Below are 18,637 nucleotides of genomic sequence, written 5' to 3' on the forward strand. Positions count from 1 at the left end.
TCGTCTGTTGGGCGGATCCTCGCCCGTTTGCTTCAGCCACCTTGTTCAGTGAGACAGCAAGACGGGGCAGACCGTGGCGCGCAGCGCGTGGTCCGTCGCGCCGCCGAGGAGGAACTCCTGGGCCCGCGAATGACCAAAGGCGCCCATGACGAGCAGCCGGGCGCCCTCGCGCTCGAGGTAGGCCTCCATCGCTGTGCCGATCCTCTCGACCCCGATGTCGATCTCGTCACGGACCGCCGGAACGCCGTGCATCAGGAGGTGACGGACCACATCCACGCCGAGCTCGAACGTCGCATCCGCCTTCTCGTTGACCACCGTCAGGACCCGAACCTGTCCGGCGCGCTTCAGCAGGGGCAGAGCATCGGCGAGGGCGCGGGCCGCGCCGCGGCTGCCGTCCCAGGCGACGACCGCCACCTCGGGCCACACGGCCAGATCCCCGAGCGCGCCGGGCTGGTAGATCAGCACCGGTCGACCGCAGCCAAAGACGACCGCCTGGGCGACATCCAGCTGGCGGTCAATGCCGGCGAGACGGGGCAGGAGGCAGAGGTCGCGCGATCTCGCGCGCCGGGTGACGTCTTCAGCCCGCTCAAGATAGTTGGTCCGCCCCAGGATGGCGTCCTGGAAGACCCCGGCCACCTTCGCCGACGCGGTGAAGTGATCGAGACCCGCCTTGCAGGCGGCGCGGCACCGCTCCTCTTCCTGACGTCCGAGCGCGCTCAGACCAATCAGGTAGTCCGCCAGGCGGTTGCTGTGCAGCGGGATGTCGATCTCGATCGCCAGCCCGGTGAGCCTGCCGCCAAGACTGGCCGCGAGAGCGACCGACTCGTCGATCAGTGCGTCCGGCATCGGAGCGGGATAGCTGTCGATGTGTAGAAGCAGGTCGAGGCAGGCCATCGGGGCAACTCCGTTTAAGGGTCGCGCGATGGTGGCGCCCGTCGACCGGGCGGGCCTTGCTCTATGTCATGACCGGATCGCACGGGCCGCACAGCGGCGCGGACCCCGAATGCCTGACACGGGGGCTTGTTCCGCCTGCCCGGCCGGGCAGGACAGCGCCGGGGCAGAATTCCGGATGTCAGGCGATGGGAAGAAGTGGCTGGGGAACTAGGAAAATCCGCTATAGCCCCCACAAGCGCAGAAACTCTCGCATTATCAATGCATTAAACTAGGACTATAACCTGGCTGAAGGAGCTTCGTAGCAACCTTCACAACTACGGTGCAGGTGCCGGCCGAACTTAGACATAGGCCGATACCGGGACGTCAGACTTGGGAGGAAAGCCGACGTGCTAACCAGCCTCGACCAACTACCACCATGCGCCGATGTTGTTGAAAGAGTCGTCGCGGCGTTCATCGGGCGCGAAAATGAGCAACGTTCTTGCTCGCTACCCATCTAGCAGGGGGAACTATTCTGCAGTTCCGTTAGGGCGAGGCGAGACCGACCCCGACTTCGGGACGCTCCAGCCTTTTTCAACAATATCCGCCAAAAGCTGACATTGACGCGCAAGCGGAATGCGGACGTCAATTTGGCTCCGTCGCCACCGCGATTCAGCCTTCCTGCATGTCGTTGTTCATCTCGACAGACCGATGCCGCGCCACCGGCGAACAGACCGATGCGCTTCCCAACCCCAGATTCGACCAGCTATCGGATGAAGGCAGTGACGACGTTCAAGCCAGTTCAGTGCCCTCGCCATTATTCGTGGCAGCGAACGCGGTGTGGCCATCGAAACACGTACCGAAACTACTATCATGTTCACTAGAAGAGATAAGTGTCGTCCCGCGAACAGGTCCCCCGAGTGCCTTTCCAAATCTTTATGGTGGTTGATGGACCAGAGCGAGAAGTCCAAATCGAGTCTGTTTGCGAAGACATCCGACCCGATCGAAGATCGAGCATCCAGGGCCCTACCGTAGTCATGCCGTCAAAATTATCGTTGACGCTTTTCGCCCCTCTGCATTGATTAGGGTCATCACAATAAATGATCTGGTTTTCATCAAACTGAAGCAAACTTCCGGCAATTTCCCTGTACGATAAAATATTCCTATCAATAAATAGCTGAGCCGTATATTTTCTATACACTTTTCGTCTATTAAAATCAACGAGAAATGCCTGCTTGCCGACTACAGTTTCATCAAAACTCACGACTCCGGTTTCTATAGTCATTCCTTTATTATACCACGTCTGGTCACAAACATACACAGCGAGACCTGGTGACAGCGCGTGGCTTGGGGAGGCGAAAATGGTCAGACCCAGAGCGGGCGCCAAAAATGCGATGCGAAGACGATACATTCACCCGCTCCTAAAAGGCCGCAGCGTCGACGCGGCGGCAGGTCCCGGTTTCTACGAGTTGCGCTTGAACGCCCTTTCCAGAACTGATGGTGGACTGCGAAAGCTCTCCTGATGCCAGGCTGATGTAGGTAAGTGAGATATCGACAATCGTCTGATTGCCATTGTTACCGGTTACAGTAGTGGGTTCGCAGGAGCTCTGAGGGCTCTTGCAATAGCCGATGATATACTCCGTGCTAACTCGTAAGTCGGTGAATATTTCCGGGCTGAGAATCCATTGATTTGTCGAAGCATCTAGTTGATATTTTGCGGTCACGATCCCTGCGGTAGTATCAATCCTGTAAACCTGCCTATGCCGGGCCGTTCCTCTCAAGTCAGGCCTGGGCTCATTCCGCTTGACGGTGTCAAACAGATAAGTCGTGTTCGTGACATCACAATCAAAGAACAACTGTTCAGCCGTCGCCCCGCTGGGGGTCATGGCGGCAGTTAAGAGACCAAAGAACAATAGATTAATAGACCGCGTCATATTAACCAATCCTTTTTTACAAGTCGTCTTGGCGATCTGAAAGCAACTCGCTCCGCCGGAGCGGTCTCCATACTGGGAATCAAAAATCGATGAGTATCGCGAGATAAAATATTCTCGGCATTTTCCCATCTAACTATGGCCAGGCAATTTCCTACTGGTGCCTGAGGGACGACTGTTCTGGGAAGGCACGGGCCATGGCCGTTACCTCTTCGCCCCGATGACAGGAGGCCTGTCTCACGGCCAAATCCGCCAGTTCGGAGGTGAAGCAACTGGCCACAGGCGGCTTACCTCCAGCGGCCTCGCTCAAGAGATGGCCGCAACCAGTTTCGCCCACCCGAGTTTCGAGCATCAACCGTTACGGTGCACATAGATGTAGATGGCGGCGGCACCTTTGGGCAGGTGCTCCCCCCAATTGTAGCACTGGCCAGGGCTCACCCGAATGGTAGCCAAGGCTGAACTTGGCCTGACAGTCTCGACTCGCATCCCCCCCACCCAAGTCGCGGAGCCGTCATTGCAGAAGCGACCGACGACATACATGCTGCCATTGTTGGTGCTGGTCTTGATATCGAACCCGACATTCAGACCTTCCATCGACCTTTGGGAGCCGTACATGTTCGGATACCAGCCCTGCGAGGTCTGCCAGACCTGAATCGTTTCGGCGTGGGCGCTTACGGGGAAGCCCAACAAAGCGACCCCCAACACAGCGGCAACTGTCTTCATAGTCTTTGATCCTGCTTGTCACAGCGGACGCCCGCGTGGCGCCGATACGAGCACAATTCTGGCCCACCCCGTGACGAGCAGAAAGCTATGGAAAACCTTAGGTGCGACGTTAGAGTCCTGCCAGTAGCGCCGCGATCTCGCTCTCCCGCGTCACTCCCAACTTGCCGAAGATCGCCTTGAACTGTGACTTCACCGTTTCTGCTGAGACGCCCCGCTGCTCTGCAATCTGGCCGCGGCGCACGCCCTTCACCACCAGCAAGGTGATCTCAGCTTCGGCCGGGGTCAGTCCAAAGGCGGCGCAGATTTGCCCTGGCAGTTCAGCCAGCGACCTAGGCTTCATCGTGACAATGACGCGCGGGTGAAACGTCATCGACCAGGCGTCACGGGGCAGGCTCGCGACCTCGACCCTTACCGGGGCCCCATCCTTCTGGCGCAGTATCAGGGTCTGCATGGGCTGATCTGGTCTGTGGATCGCAAACCAGACAGAAGCAGTCAGTTGCTCGGTGGCAGTGTCACACCAGCCCACCAACCGTCCTTGGCGCAATGCAAGTAGGCCGTATGAAGAGACAAGGTCCTCGGCGGCCCGCGTCATGCCGCGCACCCGGCCTGTCTCGTCGCAAAGGAAGGCGACAGCCGAGATCGCGTCCAGCGTTCCAAGGGCGAAGCTGGCAGCGCGCCCTTCGATGAGGCTCTGCAGTCGAACGGCGTCGAGCACATGGGGAGCAAGACGGGCGAAGGTCTGGTTCTGCTCGTCGGTCGCGTGCCCTTCCCTGGCAGAGCGTAGGGTCGCAATGCCGACGAACCCCGTAGCCGAACGATGCAGAACCGCCTGGCTGCCGCCGCCCACATCGTATTGGCGACAGGCCTCGCCATACTCCGGAAAGCGTCGCGTCCAGTCGTCGGACGCATAGTCCACGCCGCTGAACACTTCCATGGGCGCCGACCGGATGCCGTTGAGGACACGCGGATTTAGCAGCGGATCCCCCCTCATGGTCGCGTTGAGGTCCAGCCACAGCTGGGGATCAACGTTGCTCGCCCAGTCGAAGGTCATAACGCCCGGCTTGACGCCGACGAGATTTGCGCTGCGCGCGCCGGTGGCCCGAGCAAGGGCGTCGAGCGCCTCAATCCACCGATCTCCGTCGAGGGCAGCCTCGCGCAACTTTTCGACTACTGCCTGCTCGTCACTGACCAAGGCCATCGGTGACACCCCTCTCGGGAGTCACGTTCCACTACAAATAACACCGCAATCAAGACGCTTGTGGTGAGTCTGGTCAGGATTTCAGGGCCGTCGATCGGGCATTGAGCCATCCCCCTCCCGGGGGATGCCGAAGGTCACGGGACAAAGTCACAAAAGGCCGCCAAGTCAGATTTCTCGGGGACCGGTCCATGCAAATGTACATCGGCTATGAGCACTTCCCGTCTCATAGCCCACCGTTTCGAGACCAGGATCGGGTCCGCAGCCACCTCAGCCATGGCGCCGCGGAACCGCTAAGCCCTCGCCAGCGCGATTGTTTGCAATTGTTGGCCCGCGGGCTCCGCATCGCTCCGATTGCTGACAGGCTGAAGATCACCACCGTCACCGTCGAGCTGCACCTGCACAAGGCGCGGCAGAAATTGGGCGCTCGGACCCTGGCAGAGGCGGTGGCTCTCGGGGTCTACTATCAGCAAATCGAGCCGATCTGACGATCACGGAAGGCAAAGAGGTCCGACGACCTCCACACAGAGACCCTAGACGATGTACGCGTACCAAGCCGCGACATCGACCTTTTGCCCGAACCACCGGAGCCTCACCGCTTCAGCCGATCCATCGACCTCCGGCGGCATTCCCATCCTGGCTTTCCTGACTGAAGCCGCCCCTGACGGCTGCAGCGCGCCACCTTCATACTGTCTGCTCGGACCGTGTCACATAAACCGTCGCGCTGATGATGACCCCCGCTCCGGCCAGGGTGATCAGGCGCGGGAGGTCGCCGAAGAACAACCAGCCGGCGGCCAGGGCAAATATGATGCGACTGTAGTCAACCAACCCCATGACCGAGGCATCGCCGCCCTGCATGCCCTTGATGTAGCACCCTTGGGTCAGCAAGCTGACAGCGCCCAAGGCCGTGAGAAGCAGGGCTTCATGCCCCGAGGGCCAGCGCCACAGGACAGCGGCCCAGGGCGCGATGAGGACCAGCCCCAGCAGGGACGCGTAGGTCATCAAGGTGAAGGGGGAGTGATCCCTCGTCATCGCTTTGACGCTGAGGATGGTCAGAGCAAACAAGATCGCCGCACCTAGCGCCGCCATCTGGGCCAAGGTCGCGGACGATGACAGGCCGTCGGGTCTGACGATCATGAGCACGCCGATGAAGCCTGCCACGGCCGCTGCCATTCGGGCCCGCGTCACCTTCTCGCGCAGCAGCAGCCCCGCCAGCACCACGAGGAACAGCGTGCGGGTAAAGGACAGGGCGTTGGCCTCGGCAAGGGGAAGGCCCTGAATAGCGATGTAGGACAGCACCAGGCCCGCGATGCCAAACCCGGAGCGAACCAGCATCAAGCCGGGGCGCGGCGTGCCGAAGGCGGCGCGGGGCAGGCGCAGGATGAAGGGCAGCATGAAGAGCAGGCCAATAGCTTGCCGCCAAAACAGCATGACGGGCGTGGCCCATTCCCCGCCCAACTGCTTGATCAGGATGGTTTCAGCGGTGAAGCTGGCGGCAGAGGCCAGCATCCACAGGATGCCTTGCAGGCTGGCGGACCGGCCGGTCAGGGCAGATCACCCAACAGAAGGGCGGCGCCCTCCGCCGTCCAATCGGCGTTGAGCTGAGGCTGAAGGCCAATCGCCTGGGCGACTGCTACGCCGATTAAGCCGCCGATGCTCTCGCAGGTGAGCGCCGGAACGCGCCAGCCGCGAGAGCAATAGCCAAACTGGCCCATGGCCTCCCCGGTCCGGGGATCCAGCAGTACCCCGCAGTCGTTCATGAAGAAGCACCGACCTATCGAGCCGGTCTTTCCGAAAATTTGTAAGTCGGGCTGAACAAATGTAGCCGAGCGGGGCCACAGTCGGCCCACGTCGATGCATCTGCGATACTCTCCGCTCATCGTCTGAGGTGGGGCATGTCCATGCGCGGCATAGACTAGCGTCGCCAGATCCACTCCATTCGTTCCCCCCAGAAGCGCCACCCGATCGGTGAACATCTCTAGATCGGGGCCCGTCCAAGCACTCGCCTTGCAGCTCAGCGCGCCGGGAATGGCGCGAAACCCGGCAACCATGTCCCCGAGATCGCAGGACAAATGGCTGTCCGGCGCCATGCGTCGAAGGGCGGCATCCACTCGCGCGAGCCCCAACTTGGCCATCAGCAAGTCGGTCGTTGTTCCGTCCGAGGCCGCGAGCATCAGGTGGAGCATATGTCGGTCAGTCAGCCGGATCGCACTGTCGAGCAGATTGATGACACCGCCGCCGATACGGAACTTCTCCGGCGAGATCAGGGTTTCCTGATCCAGACTGTCAGGCGGCAACGTCCCGTCGGCCAGTGCTTCGAAATAGGCGACGAGCACGGCAAGCTTGAAGCAGCTGCCGATAGGCCATGCCCGGCGCATGCCTAGTTCGACGGCCTCCCCTGACCGCAGATCGCGCAGGAAGAAGTGATAGCCGCTGGTGTAGCGTTCAAAGATCGCCTCGATGCGACTGGTGTCCATCAAACCCTACTGAGCTCGGCGACATCCGTCTTGGACAGCCGATCAGCCTTCGCCCGCAGGTGCGCCACGATCATGTCGCCGATAGGAATATTCATCTCGCGCTCATAGGCGACGAAATTGGACGGCGGATTGACCTCAAGCACATAGGGACATCCCGCCTTGTCGATGATTATGTCCACGCCGGTGAACTCGTACTCGGCGGCCTTGGCGGCAGCGAGCGCCAGCGCTTCCACCTCGTCACCAAAACTCATCTGCTGTCCGCCCATACGGTATGGCATCCCGCGAAAGTCGTCGTCGGCCACGGCATACTTCAATGAGGCGACAACCATGTCGCCAAGCACGCACAACCGCGCCACATGGGCCGCGTCAATGTACTGGCGAAGAATAAACTCGTCGCCAGTGGTGCGGAGATAGTCGCACACGGAACGAAGGGAGCGCATCGATTCGACGATGATCGTGCCGATCCCCATCGTCCCGCCGGCAATCTTCAGGACGACCGGGAACCCGCCCAACGCGTCCACGTAGTCCGTGAGACTGTCATTGTCGGGAGGCAGGCGGTGAATTGTGCGCGGCTGCGGCAGCCCCAACATCTCCAGGACGGCGCAGTGCACTGTTGTATCGCCAGGGTTAGTAAAGCGCGTAGACCCGCAGTCCCTGAAGGTGGCGACGAATGGCCGCGTCAGCAGCGTTTCGAGCCGAACCGACCCACGGCCTGCGTTGAACAGCATGTCGCCGGGGACAAGCTTCGGAAGGTCACCATAGTTTGCAGTGAGACTGTCGAGAGCCCGAAAGACGATGCCCGCGCGGTTGCAGGCCTCTTCGACGATGCGCACCCGCTCATGGGCCGAAGCGCCGTCGCCTTCGTGCAGATGATAAAGGGTCTGGGTCATGAAGCGTCCGCGATGAGCGCCGCCAACGAGGGCCTCAACTGGACAGTCGGAGGCTCCTCAAGGCACGACATGTCTTCCCCCTGTCCTCGGTAGGTATTCAAGCTTGGCGACCGTTCGGAGGGCTCCCCCAAGGCCGGCGCTTGCCTCGCACAGCCGAACTCAAGACCAGACCCCAACCTGCTGCTGCCTCGCCCTTGATTTGCGTCACCGCAGACCGGCCATCAACCTATGGAATTCCATAGGCGAGAGGTCAGGATGTTCGTAGGTCCCGCTGATTTTCAAGGTGAAACCGCACGGCACACACCCGAAAAGTGCTCGTAGGACCACCGCATTACCCCGCCTTCAACGATCTCCCGGTCGGTGAAGACCAAGGCTCGACCACTGGGTTGATCAATCACCAGCGCGTTGTAGTTCGTCGTGACTTCCACGCCCTCGCCCTTCCTCTTCACCACAAGTTCGCCGGCTGCGCAGGCCTGCGGGCACACGCGAACCTGATGGGCGGTCACCTCCAGCACGAAGTTCTCGCCTGGGATGGTTTTGTCGAAGAGGGCTCCCCGCACGAGGACCGCCTTTGACCGGGCCGGGAACAGATCCAGCGTAAACCGCGTCGGCGATCGCGCGCCTCCCACGCCTTGGCGATAGCCGGCACACTCCAGACGGCTGCTAGGGGCGGCGGCGCCCGGCGTGCCGGCGAGGGTCGCGATTATAGTTGCAAGGACCACGGGGCTCACGATCGCACAGTCCTGGTCACGTCTTCGCCGACAGTCTGGCGACCACGCTGGCAATGCCTACGTCCGACATGCCAAGCTTCCTCTCATGCTGGTCATTCAGGATATCTGGTCGCGGTGGGGCAAGGCGACGCGGTCGGCAGGGGACATGCATCGCCGGCCCAAACTGGCTGCGAGCTATCCATTGCTTCTTCCCCCGGACGGCTGGCCGGCCCCTGGCAACCCGGCGCAGGCATGGCGTCACGAGATCCGTTGTCTCGCCCAGGAGCAGCACGAAGTCCGCGAAACTGCGGGCCCCATCGCTTCGGGCGTTTGGTCGCACGACGAGATCAATCACCCTTCAAATCTGCGCTGGACGTTTTCGGGCGAGGCGGTGCGACTGACTCTGGATCGTCCGTGGTCGTCGATGCTGCGGACGAGCTGGCCCACTCATCTCCCATCCCCGCTGTTCACTCTGCTGCCCGGCCAAGTGGCGCGGATCGACTGGAACTCCCGGTGCGCCTCTTCCATGATGGGAAGCAACCGATCCTACTTCTATGAGCAGCATGTGTGCTGGCTCGCCAATTCGAACGCGCCCACCAAGCGGATGTTTGAGGACGGGGAGACGGTGAAACACATAGATCTACGGACCAGGATTTATTGAACCGGCCTCGCCGACAGTGGTTCGCGATGGCCGTAAACTGCGCGGGGCCATTCCCGCTCAACCCCACTCTGCACGTGGGTTGGAGAGGGCGCGTCAAGAGGGTGCCCGCGGGTCGCTGTGCGCACCCTCCAGCACCCGGATGATGGCGCCGGTTTCCCAAACCGTATTGCAGGCCTGGGAGGCCACACGACGGCGTCCGGACTGCTCGATGAGTATGGTGTAGTAGGCGCCATCGAAGCAGGGGCGGATCCCCCCCGCGTACAACGGCATCCCGGGCGGTGCGTAGTCGGGTTCAAAAGGCAGGCAGGGACTGGCGAACGCGCTATCCAGCCTAGCGGCAAGGTCTGGCGCGAGCTCACCGGTCGTCACTTTTCGCGTGGGCAGCGGCTTCATCGCCGGATAGAGCGCCTGCACCCGCTCACGATTGACGTAGTAGTCCACGCGCAAGAAGCGCCAGACGCCATCACCCTCCTTGGCGACGATGGTCGCTGTCTCAAAGGGTTCCGGCTGGGTGTAGCCTGCGCCCACAGTCATGGTCAGCACGATCGATCCTGTCGGGGAGAGCGGTGCATCTGGGCCCTGTACCCGCCTGGCCGCGTCCAAGACGGTGTCTGGGTGCGGAGGAAAAGAGGCCGGCCGCGCCTGTCCGACGCGATCCAAGTCGACCTCCCGAAGCCCGGCGCATGCGGGAGGCAAGGCGTCATGCAGCTCGATCGTCCGGGCGCTCTGGATCGGCGGTGGAGGCGGCGGAAGGGGCGTCGGCGCGGGTCTTGTCTGAGCCAGGCTAAGACCGGGTTCGAGCGCCAAAGTCAGGCATAGAAGGCTTGGAAGGCCAACCACGAAGATGTCCCGAACTTTCATGCCGTTCGGCTGCCTCAGTACACGCGCCATTTGCTGTCGATCACAATGCGGCGCTCGTCGACGAACCTGCGGACCGGAAAAGCGTAAGTGTCTCCGGGATTCTGCCCATAGTAGGGCTGGGTAAATTTGATCAGCACGAAGTAGGTTTCGACACCGTCGCCCACCGCCTTCGTCACCGTCCCGGCCTTGTCGGCGATCAGGTACCATTGGATGGGCGTAGCAGCCTGGCGCACACCAGGGCCGACATCGTTCTCCCAGGTGCCCGTCCCGTCCGATTTCAGCCAGACACAACCGTTTCGGTCGTCCGGCTGGGAAACCCCACCCTCGCAGGCCGGCGCCTCGGTAAACTCACTTGGGAAATCCGCTGTTCCGCCCAGATAGCCTTGCACCGGTTTGCCTTGGTAGGTCAGGTCGGAGAGTTGACTGGAGGCGACTGCAAGGGTCAACGAAAGGAACAGGGTGAGCATGGCGGTAGTCCTCGGTAGGCTGCGCGTTTGAACTTCCATTAGGCGTGCAGGCCCGATGGCCCAGCAAGCTACGGATTTCGATAGGTTCGAGGCCCCGCTCGCTCAGCGAACTGCAGACCGAGGCTGGCCCCCGCCGCAACTTCAGCATTGGTCTCCGCGCCCCGACCTCGCAGCAATTGAAGGGGCGCCGATCGTCACCGGCGCGCGCAGCTAAGCGGACCCGCTGAAGGGCCGGACTGAGGCAGATGCGGCCGTTCGGAAATAAGCCGAAAGCCAACATTGGGCTGCCAGCCCGAAAACGGACATTCCCAACGTCCGAGATGAGTCAGGAATCAACGTCACCCGGCTTCACGTTCAACGTCCGCAACGGGTCAGAAGTGGAAGCCCCTGCTGCTTTCGCCGCCTATGAGCAGCGAGACGAAGCAAGCCAGCAAGTCTAGGGTACAGCTACCGCGAGCACTACCCGATGGCGGAAAGAAACTGGGGCGAAGTCGGAAGCACCGTTTGGCCTCTCGTCCGCGACATCGCGGTGCGGGGTGATGAAGACAGCTGAGGTCTGCTTCTCGGCCGCATGGTGAGGTCGGCTCCTGCCGCAACCTCCCCGCAGCTTCGCCGCCGTGGATAATCGTCGATCATGCGCTCGACTGGAGCCGATCCACGGGCTCCAACTGCTCGCCTGCGGCGCTGCGAATTTCGCGGCAGTCGTCACAGAGCTTGAAGGTAAGGCTGTCTTGGACGCTGATCCCGTCCTCGACCAGACGCACATCTGTGGCAGGATCGTCGCCGCAGATCGAGCAGACCTCCCTGGTGCCCGCGGCTGTGAGGGTGGCACGGACCATCGCTGCCTGAGTGGGGTTGCGCAGCTGCAAGGCGGCGAACCACTCTTCGGTGTGAGGCTTGCCGCTGGAGACGAGGCTCGGGGCATGGGCGCGCAGCCAGGCCAGCGCCACGCCCCGCCGCTGCGTGTTGAGGCGGACGAGCTGCTCGTAAAGTTGGTGCAAGCGGGCGAAAGTCTTCAGGCCGTATTGCTGCTGGAGGTAGGCGTAGCCTGTCAGATTGCGCTCATAGCGATCTGAGCCCTCCACATTCCGCTGGGTGTCGAGGCAGTAGGACTCGACGTGGTCCCGGGAGCCTCGCGCGGCGTCGGACATGGCGGGGAGGCTGTACTGCCAGGGCGTCGCCTCGACCAAGGCGCGCCAAACTTCCAGGTAGCCGGAGGCCTCGTAGGCGGCGAGCACCGCGGCATCGTGCTGCGGCTCGGCGATCAAGAGAGCGATGACGTCATCGAAAGTCTGGACCGCTGGGTCGAGCTTGCGGACATCGGCCAGGACCGCGTTGGTGGCTGCCACCATCACGGCGGTCATATCCTGATGGTTAGCCCAGCGGGCCGAGGTGCCCTTGTCGATCACGATCGTCGCATCCGGGACCTGCTCGAAGGCTTGGCTTCGCAGGAGATCGCCCGGCGAAAGATAGTCCGGGTCGCCGCCGAGAGGGCGGCCAGCGGCGGCGTAGGCTTGGGCGACCAGCCGAGAGCAGAACTGGCGGCGGCTGGCCTTCGCCCGGATCGGCGAAATCGACTGGACCGCCTCCAGAACTGTGTACTGCGACCCGACCTTGCTCCGGGCGTAAACGCAGATCGCCTGGGCCTCCGCAGGTGTCAGTTGTTCGCGGGGGCGGAGCACATAGAGGGCCCGGTCAGCAGGGTAGTGCAACCGCTGGGTGTTGCGGGCGTGGACCCCGGTGTTGTTCGCCTCAATGATCGAGTGGCTCTCCACGTAAATCATCGCGTGCGAAATATCGGAGCGGGTGCGGCTACGGATTGCTTGGCTAGTGAGCGAGTTGTCGGCGCTAAGGATTACGTCGCCGGGGCGCAGCTTGGTCGCGTCTAGACCCTGCAATCCGGTCGAGGTGGTCAGCTTGGGCGGCTTCATGGGAAGAATATGGCCGCGCTCGTAGCCCAATCAACTCCCGCGACTGGAATTTGCGGCGCTCCAGCGGCGAACGTCTGCTTGCTGGACTGTCTCCAATGTCTTCAGCTGGCGCTTAGCCGTCTCAAGCGCGCCAGTGTTAGCGCGGCAACTCTGGCAGCGTCGGGAACGCCACCTTCGCCATGGCGTCCGCCAGCGTCCTGAGTGATGCCCCCTGCCCGTAGGCGCGGCTGACCGCTTGGCTGGCATGGCCGGTCAGTTGGTCATGGATCTCTTCGGAGAGGCCGCTGTCCCTACAGGCCCGCTTGAAGCTGTGGCGGAAGGAATGGAACGACTTGTCGGGGCTGTTGAAGCCCGTTTCGCCCAACTCACCGGCGTTTTCTGTGCACCAGTAGCCCCACCACTTGGTGAACCGGCGCGTGGACTTCAGAGCGCCTGTGGGGTCGTGCGGCAGGTCGGGGAAGAGGTAGGTCTCGCCTGCATCCCGCAGCCCCTGCACATAGTCGTGGAAGCCCAATTCGACCATGCGCGGGTGCAGTGGCACTTGGCGGCGCGATTGGCGTGTCTTGAGGGTTCGCTGGGTTAGATCGAGATAGCTGATGGCGTCGTCGCTACGGCGAATGTCAGCCACCAGAGCCGCCCCGACTTCCTCTATCCGGACGCCGTGCAACAGGCAGAAGATCGGCAGCCAGTAGTGGACGTCCCGGACGATTTCGGAACCTGGCTGGTGGCGATAGCCAAAGACCCCGCCGTCCTTGTCGCGTCGAACGACGGCGCCCTGGAACAAAGGCTTGGCGAAGATCGCGGCAATGTCTTCGTTCGAATAGGCAAGGCGCTCGCCGCGATCGTCCGGCTTCAGCTTCGGCATCGCGCCGGCGACGGGGTTACGTTCAATGAGCCCGAGGCGAAGGGCGTAGGCGAACAGTCGCTTGTAGGCCGAGAACCACTTCCAGACGGTCTTCGGCGACAGGTGCCGGACATCCCCGCCGGCGCCGAGAGTGGCGATTACCTCGCTGAAAGAGAGGTCGTTTGCGGCCGGCTTCTTGGTGTTTGGAAAGTTGCGGAGCTCGACGAGGAAGGCGTCCATCTGGACAGCGCTGATGGTGCTGATGTCCGGATCGCCGAGGTATTCCTCAAGCCGGCGCACATAGCCGCGCAGCTGGGCTTCGTCCTTCGGCTTTTCGGACGCCACGAACTTGCTGAGGAGGTCCTTCAGCTTCATCCCTGCAAGGCGCTTGGTGTCGCCGGCGAGGGCGATGGATGCCGCGCTCGACTGCGTCGCCTGGTCCCCCTCCTCCGGCCATCCGAAAAAGTCGTCGCGTCTGAACCGGCCGATATAGGTTTCGACGTCCAGCCATGCGGCGGCGAAGGTCGGCCTCAGACGAGGAATGGCGGGGTGCGTGGCCGTAACGGGCAGGCCGGCGTCCTGAAGGACAAGCGCGAGGCGATTGTCGAAATCAGCGACATCATCCGTCCGTCCCTGCTGCAGGGCAAAGACCAACTGGGACCATGCCAGGTCGGCGTCGGAGAACGGCACTGGCTGATCCGCGAGACCGTTGAAGTGATCGTCGTAGGCAGTCTGGATCGACACCTGCCGCCAGCTGTCGATGGCCGCCAGCGCCTTCCCGCGATCGATCCGGGCGCCGACCCTATTCCCGGTCGGGCGACTGCTCGACGGTTCTGGCCTTCCCCGCGCTGCGGCGATTTTCCGATCTATATCAGCCAGAATTTCCAACCCCAGCCGCGCGGCTTCATACTTGTCGGTAGTGCCGAGGGATTTCCATATCTGAGCTTTGCCGCCAAAGGCGTGGCGGACGTCAGAAGGGATGTCCTTTTTGACGCCGTAAATGCCCCTTTTCCCGCGTGGGTGGACATTCTGCATAAAGCTCATTCCGTAGCAGGTATCCGTAGCAACCAAGGCCACGGAAACCCTTACGTTGTAAGGACTTCAATGTCTACAAGCGCTCGGGGAAGAAGTGGCTGGGGAACTAGGACTCGAACCTAGAATGACGGTACCAAAAACCGCTGTGTTACCATTACACCATTCCCCAGCAGGAACGGCGGGGCTGTTGAGGGCCCGGCGTCGCGAGGGGCGTCAGATAGCGCAGGCAACGCGCCGATGCAACGCCGTCCGGAGGGTTTCTGATGGTCGCTTGCGGTCCCGGGAAGTCGCCTCTATAAGCCGCGTCCTTACGTCGGAGTGTAGCTCAGTCTGGTAGAGCACCGTCTTCGGGAGGCGGGGGTCGAAGGTTCGAATCCTTTCACTCCGACCATCTTTCCCGCGCCCCGCGAAATCACTAGCCAAAGTCGATTTCGCGGGGAGTGTTGCCCCGTGTTCATTTGACGCGAACGCCCGCCGCTATAGCTTGGGCGTTCAGTTTACCCGGGGTTCCCGATGAAGCAGTTCCTTCTGACCATGGCCGGCGTGTTCGCTGGCCTGGTATTGTTCTTCGTCGTGATCCCGTTCCTGGTCATCGGCTCGATGATCGGCGCTGCCAGCAAGCCCAAGGACACCACGCCGGCGCAGGCCGTGCTGGAACTGGACCTGCGCGGCGGCATGACCGACCAGGATCCGCACAATCCCTTCGCCGCCTTCTCCGGGCCAGGCATGTCGGTGGTCTCGGTGATCGAGACGCTGCGGCACGCCGAGACCGACGGCAAGGTGAAGGGCATCTTCGTGCGCCTGCCCGAAGGCGGGATGCCGCCGGCGACGGCGGACGAGCTGCGTCTGGCCTTCCTGCACTTCCGCAAGGCCGGCAAGCCGATCTGGGCGCACAGCCAGGGCCTGTATCCGTCAGGCGCGGTGGTCTCCACCTACATGCTCGGCGCGGCGACCGACGCTCTCTGGATGCAGCCGGACAGCTCCTTCCAGGCCGTCGGCATGGCCAGCGAGGACATGTTCTTCAAGCGCTTCTTCGACAAGTACGGCGTGAAGGCCGAGTACGAACAGCGCATGGAGTACAAGAACGCCGTCAACCCCTACCTCTACAGCGACTACACGCCCGCGCACCGGGAGTCCGAGACGGCCTGGATGGGCTCGATCTATCGCACCGGCGTGCTGACCGCGGCCATCGATCGCAAGAAGGAGCCGGTGGCGTTTGTCCGGCTCGTCGAGGCGGGCCCCTATTCGGCCGAGGACGCCGCGAAGAAGGGCCTGATCGACCGCGTCGGCCAGGTTCGCGAGGCGTCCGACGCCCTGATCGCCCGGGTGGGCGGCAAGGCCAAGCTGGTCGACTTCGACGACTACATGAGCCACGCGCTGCGCACCGAACGGCTGGCCAACAGCATGAAGGGCAAGCCGGTTGTGGCCGTCATCGGCGCCGAGGGCGCGATCATGACCGGGCGCGGCGGCGGCGGAAATCCGTTCTCGACCGAGGACACCGTCTGGTCCGACGACATCGCCGGCGCCTTCTATGACGCGATCGAGGACAAGGACGTGAAGGCCATCGTCTTCCGCGTCTCCTCGCCCGGTGGATCGGACACCGCGTCCGAACAGATCCTGGCCGCCGTGAAGGCCGCCCGGAAGGCCGGCAAGCCTGTCGTGGTCAGCATGGGCACCTATGCCGCGTCCGGCGGCTACTGGATCTCCTCCCAGGCCAACGAGATCGTCGCGCAGCCGACCACCCTGACCGGCTCGATCGGCGTCTACGGCGGCAAGATGGCCCTGGGCGACGCCCTGGCCCGGTTCGGCGTCGACGTCCGCTCGACCACGGTGGGCGGCGAGTACGCCAACACCTTCGGCACGGGCACGGGCTTCACGCCGTCGCAGCGCGCCGCGTTCGCCGGCTGGATGGACCACATCTATGACGGCTTCGTCGCCCGGGTGTCCGAAGGCCGCGGCCTGCCGAACGATCGCGTGCGCCAGATCGCCAAGGGCCGGGTCTGGACCGGCGTCCAGGCGCGCCAGTTGCACCTGGTGGACACGCTCGGCGGCTACTACGACGCGATCGACCGGGCCAAGGCGCTGGCCAAGCTGACGGGCGACGTTCGCATCCGCCACATGGAGGAGGACAGCTCGCCGTTCGAGGCCTTCAGCCGGATGTTCGGCGTCAGCTCCAGCGCGATCCGCACGCTCGCGGCGGCCGGCTGGGTCATGGGCGATCCGCGCGCCTCGGCGATTCTGGACGAGATGGCCGCCTCGCGGCTGCGGGCCAGTCCGTCAGGCGCGGCCGTGCTGGCTCCGACGCCCCTCCATCAAGGCCGGTAGACCGGCCGAGAGCGGGTGAGACGATCTGAACCCGTAGCGAAGGGATCGACGTCAGCGGTCTAGCCCGAGACCTCGCCAGCCGACAGCACGCCGCCGGCGATCAGGATGTCCGTCATGGGTTTCAGGCGGTCTCCGTAGCGTTTCCAGCGTCCTACGGAGCTGTGATAGACCTGCTGTCGCACCTGGACAGCGCTGGCGGTCGCTACGGGCGCGGCATTTTCATGAAAGGCCAGCACCGCATCGTTCCAGGGCAGGCCGAGCCATGCCATCAGGCGGCGCGCCTCGCCCTCGTGATCCGCCACAATGTCCTCGTAGGCGACCTCGATGAACCGATCCGCGGGCAGGGTCGCGCGCCAGTGGCTCATGAGCCCGTCGAAACCCAGATAGAAGCGCGCCGTAGCCTCAAGCGAATAGACCCAGTCGTAGTAGACAAAGCCCGTGGCGAACACCTGCCGGAAGATCGCCAGACAACTGTCGACCGGATGGCGGCGCAGGCAGACCATTCGGGCGTCCGGCAGCGCGGCGTTGATCAGACCCGCATAGAGGAAATTCAGCGGCGTCTTGTCGGTAAACCGCGCCGCCGGTCCGACGCGGGCCCGGAGAGACGCGAGATAGGCGGACCCGAGTCGAGGGACGTCCGACGGCTGCAGCCCCCTGATCGTCGGTCCGTCGATCAGCTCACGCGTAGGTGCGCCCGCCAGCTTGCGGGTCAGGATAGCGAGATCCATCGGTTCGCCCGCCGAGACCACTGACGGGTGGCTGCTGACGATGCGTTCAACGAGGGTTGTGCCGCTGCGCGGCAAGCCAAAGATGAAGATCGGGTCCTCCGCCGGCTCTCCCGGAGCGGCGTTGGCGGGCGCGGGGGCCGTCGCGCGGGCGGCGGCGAACAGCTCATTCTGCCACGCCTCGAGCGATGTCGCCCCGGCGGCCTTCGCCGCCTTGGCGCGCAACAGCCAGTCGAAGGACCGCAAGGGGTCGCCCAGGTCCTCGGACAACTTGGCCAGGGCATGCCCGATGCGGAGGGTGCGGTCAGCGTCGCCGGCAGCCCGCTCGAACAGACGCTCAAGGGGAGCAGCGAGGCTGCTGCCAGCCGTCTGGGGTGCAAGCTGCACCAGCGCGCACATCGCCCGATCGTTCTCGGGGTCCAGCGCGATGCAGCGTCTCCAGGCCTGCTCGGCGGCGGCGAAGTCGCCGAGATACTGCTCCGCCCAACCGAGGTTGAGCAGATGTCCCGGGTCATCAGGAGCCAGCCGATGGGCCGCGCGGAAACAGGTCGTCGCCTGCGTCTGATCACCGGCGCGACTGAAGACCACGCCCAGGATGTCGAACACGGTGGCGTCCGGTGGACCGAGGGCCAGCGCCTGCCTGGCGGCCATCAGCGCCGATCCGGTCCTGTTCAGACCGATCAGGCAGCGGGCGAGGCCGGCGCCCCAGGCGGCATTCCCCGGCTCGATCGCCAGGGCGCGCTGATAGAGGTCCAGGCCCTGGTCAAAGGCGCGTCGGTCGGTCGCGATCTGGCCCAACAGGGCGAAGGCGTCGCCGTTGCGGGGGTCGGCACGGACGACCTCGAGTGAAAGGCTGTGGGCCTCGCGCGCCTGCCCCCGGCGGTAGTGCGCCCAGGCGCGGATCAGAAGCGGGGAACTCTCGACAGGCATGGCTCGGGCCTAGCGGTCCGCGGGACAAAAGAAAAGGGCGGCGGGGTTACCCCCGCCGCCCC

General features: G+C 63.3%; 17 protein-coding genes and 2 tRNA genes. 4 read left to right on the forward strand and 15 right to left on the reverse strand.

The genetic code is table 11. The features are described from left to right. Positions 1-45: 45 nt before the first annotated feature. From ACODSL_RS06025 to ACODSL_RS06045, 5 genes are all read right to left on the reverse strand, one after another. Positions 46-894, reverse strand: coding sequence for a universal stress protein (locus tag ACODSL_RS06025; protein WP_488899759.1), 849 nt, complete (start codon positions 892-894; stop codon positions 46-48). Between the two features lie 856 nt (positions 895-1,750). After that, positions 1,751-2,281, reverse strand: a complete 531-nt coding sequence (locus tag ACODSL_RS06030) for a hypothetical protein (protein ID WP_488899760.1) — start codon at positions 2,279-2,281, stop codon at positions 1,751-1,753. A 10-nt stretch (positions 2,282-2,291) separates the two neighbouring features. Continuing rightward, positions 2,292-2,804 carry a hypothetical protein gene (locus ACODSL_RS06035; RefSeq protein ID WP_488899761.1) on the reverse strand — a complete coding sequence of 171 codons (513 nt, stop codon included), beginning with the start codon at positions 2,802-2,804 and terminating at the stop codon, positions 2,292-2,294. Positions 2,805-3,152: 348 nt separating this feature from the next. Further along, entirely contained in the window at positions 3,153-3,524 is a 372-nt protein-coding gene (locus tag ACODSL_RS06040; protein ID WP_488899762.1) for a hypothetical protein, read from the reverse strand. Positions 3,525-3,633: 109 nt separating this feature from the next. Continuing rightward, entirely contained in the window at positions 3,634-4,722 is a 1,089-nt protein-coding gene (locus ACODSL_RS06045; RefSeq protein WP_488899763.1) for a helix-turn-helix transcriptional regulator, read from the reverse strand. Positions 4,723-4,910: 188 nt separating this feature from the next. Here ACODSL_RS06045 and ACODSL_RS06050 point away from each other — a divergent pair, with 188 nt between their 5' ends. Next, positions 4,911-5,207 (forward strand): helix-turn-helix domain-containing protein, encoded by a 297-nt coding sequence (locus ACODSL_RS06050; RefSeq protein WP_488899764.1) that lies wholly within the window; start codon positions 4,911-4,913, stop codon positions 5,205-5,207. 196 nt (positions 5,208-5,403) lie between these two features. Here ACODSL_RS06050 and ACODSL_RS06055 read toward each other — a convergent pair whose 3' ends face one another. The 4 genes from ACODSL_RS06055 to ACODSL_RS06070 all read right to left on the reverse strand — a co-directional run bounded on the left by ACODSL_RS06055 (position 5,404) and on the right by ACODSL_RS06070 (position 8,817). Further along, entirely contained in the window at positions 5,404-6,267 is an 864-nt protein-coding gene (locus ACODSL_RS06055) for a DMT family transporter (RefSeq protein WP_488900283.1), read from the reverse strand. Further along, positions 6,264-7,196, reverse strand: a complete 933-nt coding sequence (locus ACODSL_RS06060; protein WP_488899765.1) for a serine hydrolase — start codon at positions 7,194-7,196, stop codon at positions 6,264-6,266. The genes ACODSL_RS06055 and ACODSL_RS06060 overlap by 4 nt, the downstream gene beginning before the upstream one ends. Then, positions 7,196-8,086, reverse strand: coding sequence for an ATP-grasp domain-containing protein (locus ACODSL_RS06065; RefSeq protein WP_488899766.1), 891 nt, complete (start codon positions 8,084-8,086; stop codon positions 7,196-7,198). Before ACODSL_RS06065 ends, ACODSL_RS06060 begins: the two co-directional genes overlap by 1 nt. A gap of 278 nt (positions 8,087-8,364) precedes the next feature. Then, the gene (locus ACODSL_RS06070; RefSeq protein WP_488899767.1) at positions 8,365-8,817 is read right to left on the reverse strand and encodes a hypothetical protein; all 453 of its coding nucleotides are present in this window, start codon (positions 8,815-8,817) and stop codon (positions 8,365-8,367) included. 85 nt (positions 8,818-8,902) lie between these two features. Between ACODSL_RS06070 and ACODSL_RS06075 the strand changes: the two genes are divergently transcribed. After that, positions 8,903-9,457, forward strand: a complete 555-nt coding sequence (locus tag ACODSL_RS06075) for a hypothetical protein (RefSeq protein WP_488899768.1) — start codon at positions 8,903-8,905, stop codon at positions 9,455-9,457. Positions 9,458-9,550: 93 nt separating this feature from the next. Here ACODSL_RS06075 and ACODSL_RS06080 read toward each other — a convergent pair whose 3' ends face one another. The 5 genes from ACODSL_RS06080 to ACODSL_RS06100 form a co-directional block, all read right to left on the reverse strand. Further along, positions 9,551-10,000, reverse strand: coding sequence for a hypothetical protein (locus tag ACODSL_RS06080; protein ID WP_488899769.1), 450 nt, complete (start codon positions 9,998-10,000; stop codon positions 9,551-9,553). Between the two features lie 332 nt (positions 10,001-10,332). Then, positions 10,333-10,785, reverse strand: coding sequence for a hypothetical protein (locus ACODSL_RS06085; RefSeq protein ID WP_488899770.1), 453 nt, complete (start codon positions 10,783-10,785; stop codon positions 10,333-10,335). Between the two features lie 632 nt (positions 10,786-11,417). Further along, the gene (locus ACODSL_RS06090) at positions 11,418-12,746 is read right to left on the reverse strand and encodes a YiiX/YebB-like N1pC/P60 family cysteine hydrolase (protein ID WP_488899771.1); all 1,329 of its coding nucleotides are present in this window, start codon (positions 12,744-12,746) and stop codon (positions 11,418-11,420) included. 106 nt (positions 12,747-12,852) lie between these two features. Further along, positions 12,853-14,604 (reverse strand): DUF6538 domain-containing protein, encoded by a 1,752-nt coding sequence (locus ACODSL_RS06095; protein WP_488899772.1) that lies wholly within the window; start codon positions 14,602-14,604, stop codon positions 12,853-12,855. Positions 14,605-14,690: 86 nt separating this feature from the next. Next, positions 14,691-14,764: transfer RNA gene (locus ACODSL_RS06100), tRNA-Gln, on the reverse strand. 145 nt (positions 14,765-14,909) lie between these two features. Here ACODSL_RS06100 and ACODSL_RS06105 point away from each other — a divergent pair. Then, positions 14,910-14,986: transfer RNA gene (locus ACODSL_RS06105), tRNA-Pro, on the forward strand. Positions 14,987-15,108: 122 nt separating this feature from the next. Continuing rightward, positions 15,109-16,920, forward strand: a complete 1,812-nt coding sequence (sppA, locus tag ACODSL_RS06110) for a signal peptide peptidase SppA (RefSeq protein WP_488899773.1) — start codon at positions 15,109-15,111, stop codon at positions 16,918-16,920. A 59-nt stretch (positions 16,921-16,979) separates the two neighbouring features. Here the strand turns inward: sppA and ACODSL_RS06115 are convergent, their stop codons facing one another. Beyond that, entirely contained in the window at positions 16,980-18,575 is a 1,596-nt protein-coding gene (locus tag ACODSL_RS06115; RefSeq protein WP_488899774.1) for a sulfotransferase family protein, read from the reverse strand. Between the last annotated feature and the right edge of the window lie 62 nt (positions 18,576-18,637).

The organism is Caulobacter sp. FG121 (genome assembly GCF_057809815.1).